Source organism: Actinosynnema sp. ALI-1.44, assembly GCF_001984155.1.
Taxonomy (GTDB): Bacteria; Actinomycetota; Actinomycetes; order Mycobacteriales; family Pseudonocardiaceae; genus Kibdelosporangium.
Genome location: NZ_MTQO01000054.1, coordinates 726,308 through 739,596, shown reverse-complemented (window position 1 = coordinate 739,596; position 13,289 = coordinate 726,308). Strand labels below are relative to the sequence as shown.

The 13,289-nt window shown below is 68.6% G+C and carries 12 protein-coding genes; 6 read left to right on the top strand and 6 right to left on the bottom strand.

What is annotated here, in order from left to right; genetic code table 11:
* The first annotated feature begins 61 nt into the window (after window positions 1–61).
* From recQ to ALI144C_RS50345, 4 genes are all read left to right on the top strand, one after another.
* Window positions 62–1,885, top strand: a complete 1,824-nt coding sequence (recQ, locus tag ALI144C_RS50360; protein WP_076994381.1) for a DNA helicase RecQ — start codon at window positions 62–64, stop codon at window positions 1,883–1,885.
* Window positions 1,886–1,943: 58 nt separating this feature from the next.
* Window positions 1,944–2,204: a DUF3040 domain-containing protein gene (locus ALI144C_RS50355; RefSeq protein WP_076994380.1), complete on the top strand. Its 261-nt coding sequence runs from the start codon at window positions 1,944–1,946 to the stop codon at window positions 2,202–2,204.
* An 88-nt stretch (window positions 2,205–2,292) separates the two neighbouring features.
* Entirely contained in the window at window positions 2,293–3,456 is a 1,164-nt protein-coding gene (locus tag ALI144C_RS50350; protein ID WP_076994379.1) for an FAD-dependent monooxygenase, read from the top strand.
* 25 nt (window positions 3,457–3,481) lie between these two features.
* Window positions 3,482–6,448 carry a BTAD domain-containing putative transcriptional regulator gene (locus tag ALI144C_RS50345; RefSeq protein ID WP_076994378.1) on the top strand — a complete coding sequence of 989 codons (2,967 nt, stop codon included), beginning with the start codon at window positions 3,482–3,484 and terminating at the stop codon, window positions 6,446–6,448.
* 222 nt (window positions 6,449–6,670) lie between these two features.
* Here the strand turns inward: ALI144C_RS50345 and ALI144C_RS50340 are convergent, their stop codons facing one another.
* From ALI144C_RS50340 to ALI144C_RS50330, 3 genes are all read right to left on the bottom strand, one after another.
* Window positions 6,671–7,213, bottom strand: coding sequence for a dihydrofolate reductase family protein (locus ALI144C_RS50340; protein WP_076994377.1), 543 nt, complete (start codon window positions 7,211–7,213; stop codon window positions 6,671–6,673).
* 74 nt (window positions 7,214–7,287) lie between these two features.
* On the bottom strand, window positions 7,288–8,094 hold the full coding sequence (locus ALI144C_RS50335; RefSeq protein WP_076994376.1) for a class I SAM-dependent methyltransferase: 807 nt from the start codon (window positions 8,092–8,094) through the stop codon (window positions 7,288–7,290).
* Between the two features lie 4 nt (window positions 8,095–8,098).
* On the bottom strand, window positions 8,099–8,668 hold the full coding sequence (locus tag ALI144C_RS50330; protein ID WP_168211541.1) for a TetR/AcrR family transcriptional regulator: 570 nt from the start codon (window positions 8,666–8,668) through the stop codon (window positions 8,099–8,101).
* Window positions 8,669–8,748: 80 nt separating this feature from the next.
* Here ALI144C_RS50330 and ALI144C_RS50325 point away from each other — a divergent pair, with 80 nt between their 5' ends.
* Both ALI144C_RS50325 and ALI144C_RS58200 read left to right on the top strand, forming a co-directional pair.
* Window positions 8,749–9,630, top strand: a complete 882-nt coding sequence (locus tag ALI144C_RS50325; protein WP_076994374.1) for an AurF N-oxygenase family protein — start codon at window positions 8,749–8,751, stop codon at window positions 9,628–9,630.
* A complete protein-coding gene (locus ALI144C_RS58200; protein WP_237774692.1) occupies window positions 9,627–10,265 on the top strand; it encodes a DUF4873 domain-containing protein in 639 nt (212 codons plus the stop codon). The genes ALI144C_RS50325 and ALI144C_RS58200 overlap by 4 nt, the downstream gene beginning before the upstream one ends.
* Here the strand turns inward: ALI144C_RS58200 and ALI144C_RS50315 are convergent.
* From ALI144C_RS50315 to ALI144C_RS50305, 3 genes are all read right to left on the bottom strand, one after another.
* Window positions 10,256–11,203: a hypothetical protein gene (locus ALI144C_RS50315; RefSeq protein WP_076994373.1), complete on the bottom strand. Its 948-nt coding sequence runs from the start codon at window positions 11,201–11,203 to the stop codon at window positions 10,256–10,258. The genes ALI144C_RS58200 and ALI144C_RS50315 overlap by 10 nt on opposite strands.
* 27 nt (window positions 11,204–11,230) lie before the next feature.
* Complete coding sequence (gene add, locus ALI144C_RS50310) at window positions 11,231–12,196, bottom strand: adenosine deaminase (RefSeq protein WP_076994372.1); 966 nt, start codon at window positions 12,194–12,196, stop codon at window positions 11,231–11,233.
* Window positions 12,197–12,582: 386 nt separating this feature from the next.
* Window positions 12,583–13,272, bottom strand: a complete 690-nt coding sequence (locus ALI144C_RS50305; protein WP_076994371.1) for a nitroreductase — start codon at window positions 13,270–13,272, stop codon at window positions 12,583–12,585.
* Window positions 13,273–13,289: the final 17 nt, after the last annotated feature.

The following is a 13,289-nucleotide window of genomic DNA, read 5'->3' as shown; positions in this document are numbered from 1 at the left end:
TTCTACGCAGGCACCCGCAAGCCCGGCGCAACACGCGCGGCGAGGCGTCTAGGATCGCCGGGTGGCTTCGCTCGAGACCGCGAGCCCGGCGTTGGAGGTCCTGCGCCGGGTGTTCGGGTACGACTCCTTCCGCGGCGAGCAAGAGGCGATCGTCGAGCACGTCGCAGCAGGTGGCGACGCGCTCGTGCTGATGCCGACCGGTGGCGGCAAGTCGCTCTGCTACCAGATCCCGGCGTTGGTCCGGCCCGGCGTCGGCATCGTCATCTCGCCGTTGATCGCGTTGATGCAGGACCAGGTGGACGCGCTGAACGCGCTCGGGGTGCGCGCGGGGTTCCTGAACTCCTCGCAGGACTTCGAGGAACGCAGGCTGACCGAGGCGATGTACCAAGCAGGCGAGCTCGACCTGCTGTACCTCGCGCCGGAACGGCTGCGCGTGCCCGCGACGCTCGAACTGCTCGACCGCGGCAAGATCGCGTTGTTCGCGATCGACGAGGCGCACTGCGTGGCGCAGTGGGGGCACGATTTCCGCCCCGACTACCTCGGCCTGTCCGACCTGCACGAGCGCTGGCCAAACGTGCCCAGGATCGCGCTGACCGCGACGGCGACCAAGGCGACGCACGCCGAAATCGCCGCCCGGCTCAAGCTGGACGAGGCACGGCACTTCGTGGCGAGCTTCGACCGGCCCAACATCCAGTACCGGATCGCGCCGAAGGCCGACCCGAAGCGCCAACTGCTCGACCTGCTGCGCACCGAGCACCAGGGTGACGCCGGGATCGTGTACTGCCTGTCGCGCGCGTCGGTGGAGAAGACCGCCGAGTTCCTGTCGGCCAACGGCGTCGCCGCGGTGCCGTACCACGCCGGGCTCGAATCGCGGGTGCGCGCCGAGAACCAGTCGCGGTTCCTGCGCGAGGACGGCCTGGTCGTGGTCGCGACCATCGCGTTCGGAATGGGCATCGACAAGCCGGATGTCCGCTTCGTCGTGCACCTCGACCTGCCGAAGTCGGTCGAGGGGTACTACCAGGAGACGGGCCGGGCGGGCCGTGACGGCCTGCCGTCGACCGCGTGGCTGGCCTACGGCCTCCAGGACGTCGTACAGCAGCGCAAGATGATCGACCAGTCCGACGGCGACGACGCGCACCGGCGTCGGCAAAGCCAGCACCTGGACGCGATGCTCGCGCTGTGCGAGACCGTCGAGTGCCGCCGGGTGCAGCTGCTGGCCTACTTCGGCCAGGAGTCGACGGCGTGCGGCAACTGCGACACGTGCCTGACGCCGCCGGAGTCGTGGGACGGCACGATCGCGGCCCAGAAGCTGCTGTCGACGGTGTACCGGCTGCAGAAGGAACGGCGGCAGAAGTTCGGCGCGGGGCAGGTGATCGACATCCTGCTGGGCCGCAAGACCGCGAAGGTCATCCAGCACGACCACGACACGCTGACAGTGTTCGGAATCGGCGAGGAGCTGACCGAGAGCGGCTGGCGCGGCGTCGTCCGGCAACTGCTCGCGCAGGGCCTGATCGCGGTCGAGGGCGACTACGGCACGCTCGTGATGACCGATGCGAGTGCCCAGGTCCTGCGCAAGGAACGCACCGTGATGCTCCGCCGTGAGCAGGTGACGAAGGCCACGTCCAAGCCCGCGAAGAAGGCCGCGGCCGCCGCGGTGGACATGCCTGCCGAGGCGCTCCCGGTGTTCGAGAAGCTCAGGGCGTGGCGCGGTGCCGCGGCCAAGGAGCAGGGCGTCCCCGCGTACGTGATCTTCCACGACGCAACACTTCGGCAGATCGCGACGTCGAAGCCACAGACGCTCGACGAACTCGGCAAGGTCAACGGAGTCGGCGAGAACAAGCTCGCCAAGTACGGCCAGCAGGTTCTCGACACGTTGGCCGAGTGAGAACAAGGACTCGACGGGGTACCCGGGCGCCAGACGGACGACGCCCGGGAGCCGCAGCATGTTCACACCGTACGAGCGCAGACAACTCCGGTTGATCGAAGAGTGGTTCGAGCAGGACGACCCGCAGCTTGCCCGCACGCTGCGAACAGGCCCGGTGAAATCGAAGTCGACGACGCCGCAGGTGCTCGTGCTGGTCGCCGCGGGCTCGTTGGGCCTGCTCGGCCTCGTCACCGGCGCGTTCATGCTCATCTTCAGCGCGATGCTCGCCGCCGTCGCAGGCGGCTGCATGATCGCGGCCCGGCACAAGGACGCCGCCTGACCAACTCTGAACGGCCCTGACCGGCCCTGACCGGCCCTGACAGCTGTCGGTGCGGGTCTGGTCAGCGCGCCGGACGACCTTGTGCGTCATGCACATTCTGATCTCCGGCGCGGGTGTCGCGGGCCCGGCCGTCGCGTTCTGGCTGCAGCGGTACGGCATCGAGACGACAATCGTGGAGCGCGCCCCGAAACTGCGCGTCGACGGCTTCGCGGTCGACTTCCGCGGCTCGGCGCATTTGGCTGTCCTGTCCCGGATGGGCATCCTCGACGAGGTTCGCGCGATCCAGACCAACATGGGAACCCAGACCGTCGTGTCCGCGTCGGGGGAACCGCTCGCGTCGCTGCCGCCCGAGTTCATGAGCGGTGAGGTCGAGGTGCTGCGCGGCGAACTGAGCGCATTGCTCCACGAGCACACCAAGGACCACACCGAGTACATCTTCGGCGACCACGTCACCGGGTTGCACGAAACAACGTCAGGGGTGGACGTCGAGTTCGCCAGTGGCTCGTCGGGCCGGTACGACCTGGTGATCGGCGCCGACGGACTGCACTCGGGCGTGCGGGCGCTGACGTTCGGCCCGGAGTCGCGGTTCCGGCGGTACCACGGCTACTACCTCGCCGGTTTCCCGATGGACGAGTTCCCCGGTCTGGTCAACGCCGGGTTGATGTACAACGAGCCGGGCCGGGGCGTCGCGGTGTCGTCGAACGCCCGGATGACCGACGCGCTGTTTGTGTTCCACTCGCCGGACCTCGGGCGGGTGGCCGACCCCAAGCGCGTGGTGGCCGACGCGTACGCGAACGTCGGTTGGGAGACACCGCGGTTGCTCGACGAGATGTGGCGCACCGAGGACCTCTACTTCGACTCGATCAGCACTGTCCACCTCGATCGGTTCAGCACCGGCCGGGTGGTGCTGCTCGGTGACGCCGGGTACGGCGGGACCTGCGGTGGGATGGGGACGGGCGCTGCGATCGTCTGCGCCTACGTGCTCGCCGGGGAGTTGGCGCGTGCCGACTACCGGACCGCGTTCGCCCGTTACGAATCACTGGTGCGCTCGTACGTCACCGGCTGCCAGAAGGGTGCCGGGCGGGCCGGTGGGTTCCTCGCACCCCGCACGAGTGCCCAGATCCGGCGCCGTGACAGGACGTACAAGCTGTTGTCCAAGCCGCTGCTGACGGGCTTCTTCAACAAGCTGACGACCAGGACCGCCAGCGCGATCTCGTTGCCGGACTACCGCTTGCCCGCCGACGTACGATGAGGCCGGGGTATGCGAGCATGATCGGGTGTGGTTCGGGATTCTGGGCCCGGTGCAAGCCCGGGACGACCAGGGGCAGGCGGTGGAGCTGGGTGGGCCGAAGGTCCGCGCGCTGCTCGCGCTGCTGCTGACCGAACCCGGCCGGGTCGTGCCCACCGAGCGCCTGATCGACGGCCTCTACGGCGAACAACCGCCGGACGGCGCGGCGAACGCGTTGCAGTCGCAGGTCTCCCGACTGCGCCGTGCCCTCGGCGGCGACCGCGTCGAACTGCACCCGGGTGGCTACCGGCTGGCCGTCGATCCCTCCGATGTGGACGCGGTCCGCTTCGGCGCACTGGTCGCCGAAGCACACGACGCCGCGCCGGACCAAGCCGAACGGATCCTCGGCGACGCGCTGGCGTTGTGGCGCGGCCCCGCACCGGACGAACTCGGGCCGTACAAGCACAAACTCGACGAGGCCAGGCTCGCCGCCGTCGAGGACCACGTCGACGCGCAGCTGGCGCTCGACAGACAGGACCTGGTGCCACGGCTGCGGGAACTGGTCGCCGAGCACCCGTTGCGGGAACGCCTGCGGGCGCAGTTGATGCGTGCGCTGGCCGTCGCCGGGCGCAACGCGGAGGCGTTGACGGCCTATGAGGACGCCAGGCGCACGTTGGCCGACGAACTCGGCACGGACCCGTCTGCCGAGCTCGCCGCGACGCACCTGGAGATCCTCAACGCCGGCCAGCCGGAAACCCGGCGGGCACCCGCGCAGGTGAGCACCTTCCTCGGCCGTGCGGACGAGCTGGCGCGGCTGGGCGACCTGCTGGACACGAAGCGCTTGGTCACGTTGACCGGCCCCGGCGGGACGGGCAAGACCCGGCTGGCCATCGAGGCGGTCCGGACCCGCGGTGACGTCTGTTTCGTCGAACTCGCCGAGGTGGTCGACGACCTCCCGCAAGTGGTGCTCGCCGCGCTGGGGATGCGGGCCAACCGCCCACCGGCGACACCGGAGCACAGGCTGCTGGCGGCGTTGCGCACCAGGCAGGTCCTGCTCGTGTTCGACAACTGCGAGCACGTCATCGAAGCCGCCGCCACGCTCGCGACCCGTCTGCTCACCGCGCTCCCCCAACTGAAGATTCTCGCCACCAGCCGGGAGCCGTTGGGTATCACGGGAGAGACCATCCTCGCTGTGCCCACATTGGACATGTCGACGGCGGTGCGGCTGTTCGTCGACCGGGCGGCGGACAGCACTGCCGAGGCCGACGAGGTCACCCGCATCTGCCAGGCGCTCGACGGGCTGCCGCTGGCGATCGAACTGGCCGCGGCCCGAGCCCGGTCGCTGCCGATCAGCCAGCTCGCGGCCCGCCTGGACGACCGTTTCACGTTGCTGTCCAAGGGAAGCCGCACCGCCGACGCCCGGCACCGGACGCTGCGCGCGGTCGTCGGCTGGAGCTGGGACCTGCTCGACGAGCAGGAACGGGCGTTGGCCGCGAAGCTGACCGTGTTCAGCGGCGGTGCCACCCTGAGCGACGCCGAGGCCGTCTGCGAACAGCCGGACACCATGAACCTGTTGACCGGCTTGGTGGACAAGTCGTTGGTCGAGCTGTCCGCGGACCGCTACCGGATGCTGGAGACGATCCGCGCCTTCTGCGCCGAACAACTCGGCGACGCCGCCGAACCGGCCAAACGCAGGCACGCCGAGCACTTCCTCGAGTTCGCCAAGCGGGCCAACAGCCACCTGCTGACCGCGACCCAGCTGGACTGGCTGGCACGACTGGACGCCGAGCACGACAACCTGCACGCCGCGCTCCGCTGGGCGGTGCGGTCCGATCCGGTGCTAGCGCTGAAGCTGGTGGGCGAACTGTCGACGTACTGGTGGATGCGGGGCAGGCGGTTCGACGCCGCCAAGCTGTGCCAGGAGCTGATCACCCGGGTCGGTTCCGTGACTCCGGCGGAGATGACCGAGGAATTCCTGCTGTGCGTGGTGAACACGTTCACCGACGGCGGTACCCGGCAGGTGCACATGGATGCCTTGCAGCAGTGGTCTTCGCAGCGTGACCGCCCGCCGAAGCACCCGTTCACCACCGTGCTGCTGGCGCCGGTTGTCGGTCCACCGTCGGAGGCGGTCGCGGTCAAGCTGATCGGTGACGACCCGTGGAGCCATGCGCTCGAACCGCTCGGTCGCGGCTACCAGGACTCCTTCGCGGGCGACGTGGACAACGCCGAGCAGAACTGGCGCCAAGCGCTTGCGCGGTTCCGCGCGATCGGCGAGCGCTGGGGGATCATGCAGGCGCTGAGCGAACTCGGCACGGTCACCAGCTGGCGCGGCAAGCACGCCGAGGCCGTCGGGATGCTGGACGAGGCGATCGACCTGGTCGGCGCGCTCGGCGCGACCGAGGACCTCGTCGACATGCTGACCCGGCGCGGTGACTGCCACTTCGCCGCCGGAGACCACACGCGTGCGTCGCAGGACTACGACCGGGTGGTCACGCTGGCCCAGCGGCTGGCCGCGCCGTCGCTGGTGGCAGGCGCCCGGATCGGCCAGGCCGCCATCGCCCGGCTGTCCGGTGCGACCGCCGAGGCGCGGCGGCTCGCCGACCTCGCACTCGACGAGGTCGACGGCGGGTGGTTCGGGCCGGACTGGATCAGGTCGCAGATCCTCGTCGAGGCGGGCCGGGTCGCCTGTGCCGAAGGCAACGCGGCCGAGGCGCGGGCACTGCTGTCCGAGGCGATCGGCGACGCCGTGCGGTGGAACCACTTGCCTTTGGCAGGCGCGACGGCGGAAGCACTGGCCGACGTCGCGCAGTCCACAGGCGACTCTCATCGCGCGGCGCGGCTGCTCGGCGCGGGGGCGGCGTTGCGCGGTGTCGCCATCGCCTCGGCCGTGGATGTCGAGCGGGTGCGTGCCGCTGCCGTGGCCGCGATCGGGCGACATGCGTTCGGTGCCGAGTACGACGCGGGCCTGGCAATGCCCCCCGCCCAGGCGATGGAGTTCATCCAGCTGAGGAATTGATGCCCCGGCGAGCGGGATCGGGCATTGACAGCACGCTTCGCACATGCCTGAATTTAGGCCTTAAACAAAGTCGTAACAGATAGCCGCCGCCGTACCTCCCACCCCTGCACTGGAGACCTCCGTGGCACCTCGTTCGTCCATCGGGTAATCCGGGGAAGACCGCTCGGGTGGCCGGGACAACTGGCGGCGCTCCGGCCACCCGGGCATCCGACGAACCTCTGGCTACCGCAGCACGCGGTACCAGAGGTTCGTCGCGTGCTCCGCGTGTGACACCGAGAACCGCTCGAGCCGGACGTGCGCACCGCCGGGGTGGTCGAAAACCCGGACTCCGTCGCCGAGCATCACCGGCGCGATCATCGTGAGCACTTCGTCGAGCTCACCGATCTCCAGCAGTCCCCGTGCGACGTTGGCGCCGAGGACGTTCACGTACTTCTCCCCCGCCGCCGCCTTGGACACCTCGACCGCCGTGCGGATGTCGTGCACGAAGGTCACACCGGGGACCGGCTCTGGTGGTGGGTGGTGCGCGAGCACGAACTGCGGGCCGGACCAGCCGCCGCCGAACGCCTCTCCTTCGCTCTCGGTCCCCTTGTTGGGGTCGTCACCGCCGAAGGTGCGGTTGCCGACCAGGAGTGCTCCCACTTGTTCGACCAGGTCGTCGACCGCGGGGTTCGGGCCGAGGTAGTCCTTGAGCCAGCTCATGTCCCCGCCGGGACCGGCGATGAAGCCGTCCGCCGACATCGACACCGAGTAGAGCGTCTTCGCCATCGTTCACCTCCGTCGTCACCGGGTAGACCACTCGTCGCGCGGAAACTCATCGCAGGCCCGCCTGGACCGGTCCATTACGCGGCTTCGATGAGCCACGCCGCCGAGTCGTACTCCACGCCGCGTTCCGTCATGTGTACTGCCATGTCGGCTTCGAGTTCGGTGCGGACCGAGTCGCGGTCGGCCGGTTCGATCATCTTCTCGAACTGGCTGCTGATGAACTCCGCGGCGTCGTGCGGGTCTTGCCCGAAGTACATCGTCTCGTTCAGGCCGGTCAGCCTGACTTCGGCGAATCCCGCCTCGGTGAGCAGCGCCTTCACCCTGTCCGGGTCGCTGAGGGAGAACGCGTGCACCCCGCCCGGCTGGGGTTCCGGCAAGTCTCGGCCCGCCGCCATGATTGTCCGGAACGTACTGATCCACGCGTTGTCGTCCAACGGCTGCCAGGCGAGCAGGACCAGCCTGCCACCCGGTTTGAGTGCTCGCCGGATGTTGCCGAAGGCCGCCACCGGGTCTTCGAAGAACATCGAGCCGTTGCGGCTGATGGCGACGTCGTACGCCGCTTCGGCGAACTCGTGGGTCTGGGCGTCGGCCTGCTCGTACCTCAGTCCCGCGACTCCCTCCGAGCGCTGTCTCGCCAGCTCGATCATCTGCGCGGAGAGGTCCACCCCGAGCACTTCGCCACCGCGCTCGGCCGCCTGCCTCGTCGTCGTCCCCGTTCCGCATCCGATGTCGAGCACTGTGTCGGACGGCTGGATCGCGGCCGCGGCCAGGAACGGTTCCATGTAGTTCGCGATGCCCGCGTCCAGCCGGTCGGCGCGTCGCACCCAGAAGTCCCCGTCGGCGCCGTTCCACGCCTTCCACTGTTCGACATTGGTTTCAGCCATACGGCTATCGTGGCACGCCGATATCCAGCAGGTCCGCTATGTAGCGGCGCAGCCGCTCGGGGTCGCCGATCTCGACCGTGCCCGGCGTGGTGATCAGCGAGAGGATCAGGCGGCAGCACCACTCGACGATCACCCTCGGGTCGACGTCGGGGAACTGGCCGTCCGCAATGGACTGTTTGACGTGCGGGCTGAAGAGTTCGATGCCCAGTTCGATCACCGGTTCGGCGTTCACGGTGAACCACGGCAGCACCGAGCCGGGCTCTTCCCGCAACGCCTTCCGCAGCAGGGCGTGGTCGCGGGCGTAGCCGACCACGAACACAGTCATGTCGATGAACCGGTCGCGCAGCGATGTGGTCTTCGTGATCTCCGCTTCGGCCACGGCGTACATCCGGGCCATGTCCCGCTTCAGCAGGGCCATCACGATGGCGTCCTGGTCGCCGACGTGTTTGTAGACCGTCGGGCGGGACACACCCGCCCGTTCGGCGATCGCGGCGTGGATCCGGGCGCCGGGTGCACTCTCCAGCAGGCACGCCTCGGCGGCTGCCAGGATCCGGTCCCTCAGGTCGTCCGCCATCATCCCAGTTTATCTCCGCGTGGTTGACCATGGACACCCATTGGGTTTACGTTTACCCGGAAGACGTAAAGGGGTGCGCGATGAAGGACACCGAGCAGAACGCACAGCGGTTGCTCAACGGATCGGTCCGGCGCTCGTACGACTCCGCTGTGGACATCGACTGGGACGCGCCGCTGGAGGAAGGCAAGTACTTCCTGCCACCACACCTCTCCACGCTCTACGAGACTCCACTGTGGCACGAGCTGACGCCCGAGCAGCGGATCGAACTGTCCCGGCACGAGCTGGCGAACCTGCTCAGCGTCGGCCACTGGTTCGAGAACGTGCTCAACCAGGCGCTGCTGCGGATGATCTTCGAGGCGGACCCGACGGCGCGGCACACGCACTACGCGCTGACCGAGATCGGCGACGAGTGCAGGCACATGCTGATGTTCGGCAGGCTGATGGAGAAGATCGACGCGCCGTACTTCCGCCAGCCGAAAGCGCAGCTGGCGATCACCAGGAAGCTGCCCGGCCGCCTGCGTGGTCTGAACCTGTGGGTCGGTGCGCTGATCGGCGAGGAGATCTTCGACGTCTGGCAGCGCAGGATCATGGACGACCCGGGCATGCAGCCCGCCGTCCGCCGGATGATGCGCATCCACGTCGTCGAAGAGGCCAGGCACATCCAGTGGGCGCGCGAAGGCGTCGCACGGCGGATGCGGTACGCGTCGTGGTGGGAGAAGGAATCACTCGGCCGGATGATCGGCTTCGGCGGACAGTTCTTCAACGATCAGCTGATGCACCGCAGGCTGTACGCCCGCGCCGGGCTGAACCCCGACGAGGCCTACCGCCAGGCCGCGGCGAACCCGCACTTCCGCAAGGCCAAGCAGGAGGGCTTCGACAAGCTGCGCCGCTTCTTCGAGGAGCAGGGCATCTTCCGCGGCAAGGCACGGGAACGCTGGCGCCAGGCGGGGTTCATCGCGTGAAGGTCGCACTGATCGGCCTGCCCGACCGGCTGGCAGGCAAGCTGCCCGGTTTCGACGTGGTGCTGCTCGACGGGGAGTCCAGCTACGAGTTCGACACGCGGACCGACATGTGGACGGTCACCGCGCCCAACGGCCGGACCACCGCGGCGCGGATCATCGTGACCCCGCGGCCGGTCCGCGGCCCGAACGCGTTCCGCTTCGAGGACAACAACTTCCGGTACATCGCCCGCTGCCTGCGGATGATGGGCATGCAGGACGCGCGGCGCATCGAGGTCCAGCCGTTCGCGCGGATCTCCTACCGGCGCAAACCGGACCCGCACGACTACGTCTTCACGCCGTTCGAAAGCGACGTCGACGAAACCCACCGCGGCCCCGCCGTGCTGACCGTCGACGGCAAGGAGATCGGTGTCGAGGTGCACCTGATGGGTCACCTCCAGCCCATCGACGGCAGCTACCGCTGGTACGGCCGGGTCACCGCGCATCCCGAGGTGGCCGCGCTGTACCGGAACGGCCACACCGACGTGCGGGTGCGGATTCCCGGTGGCCGCGACCGCACGGGCAAGCTCACCGAACTCGACCCGTGGGGCAACGTCCGGATCACCGGATCCGGACGTCCGCCGTTCCCCTATCCCTGAACCAACGCGCGGACGAGCTTCTCGGCGACCTTCGGGTCGGTGTCGCCGATCATCAGGTCGAGCCTGCTGTCGTCACGCAATCGAACGGCCACAGTGGACTCGTCGACGTGCGCGGGCCGCCCGAGGACCTTCGCGGTGTAGCTCGCGTTGTTGGCCAGGCCGTCCACCACAGCGAGCACGAGCGTCCGGCCGCTGGGCTGCCGGACCGTGCACGTGCCGGTCTCGGTGGCCCTGACCGGCACGAACCCGAGGCTGTCCTTGGCGGCCGTGCACAGCTGCAACGCCTGCGTCGGCTTCGGCAGATCGACGAACTCGGCGACGTCCACCGACGTCACCGCGAAGTCGACCTCGCCGCGGCTGTCCACATCGGGCAGGGTGTCGGTCTGCTTGGCCAGCACCGGGACCAGGTCGGCCACCAGCTTGCGGACGGTCTCCCGCAGACCCGGCTTGGCTTCGGCGTGCAGGACCGGCGTGCGCTTGCTGCCCGCGCGGTATCCGGTGGTCTCGGCGATCCCGACGTCCACGACGGCCTTGCCGGTCGTGTCGTACTGGGCGGGACGGCCGCCGAGCTGTTCGGTCGGGGTGAAGTCGCCCGGCACCGGCTTGAGGCTGAGGTCGACGACGACGGAGTGCCTGCTGTCGGCGATCCGGCAAACACCCTTGACACCACCGGCATCCCGTTCGCGCACGACGCTGTCCACGCCGAGCAGCACACGCAGCCGGTCCTCCGGCAGCGCGTTGCACAGCACCTGCGACGCGGTCTCGGTGTGCACGTAGCTGAGTGCCTCACCACCGGACATCCGTACCACCCGCTCGGGATTGCGTCGCGGCGGCGGCGGCGCCGTCTCGGACGACGCGGTGCTGCACCCGGCGAGAAGGAGCGCGCTTGCGATCAGAACGCGATACATCGTCCCCTGTTTCTGGGCGAGAGCTTTCATGAGTCGTTCCCACTGCACTGTGTGGCGTCAGTGGATTGTGGCACACCAGCTTTCGATGGCTTCGACCGTGTTCCGCCTGACGTCCTCCGGCGCCGCGGACACCTTGATGGAGTGTGTCGCGATGGCCGCGAGTTGCTTGTCGGACAACCCGATGACCTCGCGCGCGATCACGTACTGGGCCACGACCCCCGCACCGAACAGCAGCGGGTCGTCGGACGCCAGCGCGACCGGGACTCCGGCATTGAGCAGATCGCCGATGGGCAGGGATTCGTAAGACGCTACGCCGAGTGGCGGATAGGACGTCGGACAAACCTCAAGCGCCACTTGCCTGTCCGCCAGGTGTCGTACTGTGCGCTCGTCACGCATCGCGGTGAGGCCGTGGCCGATCCGCCGTGCTCCCAGCTGGTCGACGCATGCCCTGACGTGCCACGATTCCGTGTAGAAACCGCCGTGCGGCACCGAGATCAGTCCCGCGTCGGTGGCGATCCGGAACGCTTCGACGAAATCGGGTACGCTGCCACGGCGTTCGTCATTGGACAGACCGAACCCGACCACTTTGGTATACCGAGTCGCCAGCCGTGCCAGCTCGGTGGCGTGCTCGCCCGACCTGGCCCAGCTGGACGCCACGATCAGGCCGCACGGTTTGCCGTCCATCGCGTCCAGCGCCGTCTCGATCACCGGCTCGAACCCGCCGAGCAGCGGCGCGTACGAGGTGGGGTCGAGCTGGATCTCCAGCCAGGTGCAGCCGTCGGCGAGGTTGTCATCGATGGCCTCGGTGACCACGCGGTGCAGGTCGTCCGTACTGCGGATCGCCGCCCGCGCCGTGTCGTACCGCGTCTGGAACGCCTCCCACGGGTGTGCCTCCCCCATCGGGAACGGGGGAGGCAGAGACAGCCCGTGCACGGCGGCCAGTTCGACCAGGGTCTCCGGCCGCATCGAGCCGGTCAGGTGCAGGTGCAGATTCGCTTTCGGCAACTGGCGGAGATCGTCCACACCCGCACCCTAGTCATTCCTCCCGCACATCGTGTACGGCGCCACCGCGACGGAGCCGGAGGCCGGCCTCGGGTGAGCAGATTTGTCCATAATGGCCAGAGTGCAGGAGTGGACCGAAAAATAGGGACATGGGATGTTTCACCTAGGGTTCGCACCACACCTAGGTAGAGCAAAGACGTTCTTGTCCCAGCAAGCGAACAGGCGCACACTGTGCGAAACTCAACTGCGCCAGACATTTCCGGGTCACGGATCGATCGTGGCCGTCGTCGACAACTTCATACCCCGCGTGTACGTGACAGGGTGAGCACGTGCCGCGCGTTACCACTCCCGTTCCCCTGCAACTGGAGGAGAGCACCTTGACGCGCGCACATGTCACACAGATGTCGTCATCCGGCCCCGTGCCACCGCACGTACTCGTCGATCTCCGCCCGAGCTGGATGAAACCGGTTCACCTCGGCGGACTCGTCCGGGTAGCCGACGGCGAGACCGCAGACGACCACCCGGTCGTCTGCCAGGCCGAGTACCGAGGAGATCACGTCGGGGTACCCGGCGACGCTGAACTGCGGGCAGCTGCCCAGTCCACACGCGACCAACCCGAGCATGACGTTCTGCAGGAACAGCCCCGTCTCGAGAAACACGCCGGGCGGGGACGCGCCGGGCAGGTGGAACACCATCTCCACCGGTGCGCCGTAGAACGCGAGGTTGTCCCGCAGGTGGGCGCGTCGCGCAGGCTCGTCGAACCGGTGGATCCCCTTGGCCGCCAGGACCCCTTGCGCAGCATCACGAGCACGGCGTTCGGTCACGTCGTCGGTGACCGGCAGCCTGTTGGCGTAGCCGGGGTGCGGCGGGACACCCCGGTCGAACTCGGCGCACAACGCGTCCGCAAGCGCCTGCTTGACGCCCCCGGTCACGACGGACACCCGCCATGGCTGGCTGTTGCGCGACGACGGCGCGCCCGCTGCCGCGACGAGCACCCGCTCGATCACGTCCACGGGCACCAGCATGTCCACAAAGGATCTCTTGCAGTGCCTCCGCGCCAGCACGTCGGCGAAGGCCTCCCAGTTCTCCGGCAGCATGGTTTGGATTGTGGTCG

Coding starts and splice junctions, on each gene's coding strand:
- ALI144C_RS50330 (WP_168211541.1), bottom strand. CDS start 8,668: ATGGCGGACGACCTGAGGGACCGGATCCTGGCAGCCGCCGAGGCGTGC.
- ALI144C_RS50325 (WP_076994374.1), top strand. CDS start 8,749: ATGAAGGACACCGAGCAGAACGCACAGCGGTTGCTCAACGGATCGGTC.
- ALI144C_RS50350 (WP_076994379.1), top strand. CDS start 2,293: ATGCACATTCTGATCTCCGGCGCGGGTGTCGCGGGCCCGGCCGTCGCG.
- ALI144C_RS50315 (WP_076994373.1), bottom strand. CDS start 11,203: ATGAAAGCTCTCGCCCAGAAACAGGGGACGATGTATCGCGTTCTGATC.
- ALI144C_RS50335 (WP_076994376.1), bottom strand. CDS start 8,094: ATGGCTGAAACCAATGTCGAACAGTGGAAGGCGTGGAACGGCGCCGAC.
- ALI144C_RS50355 (WP_076994380.1), top strand. CDS start 1,944: ATGTTCACACCGTACGAGCGCAGACAACTCCGGTTGATCGAAGAGTGG.
- ALI144C_RS50305 (WP_076994371.1), bottom strand. CDS start 13,272: ATGCTGCCGGAGAACTGGGAGGCCTTCGCCGACGTGCTGGCGCGGAGG.
- ALI144C_RS50340 (WP_076994377.1), bottom strand. CDS start 7,213: ATGGCGAAGACGCTCTACTCGGTGTCGATGTCGGCGGACGGCTTCATC.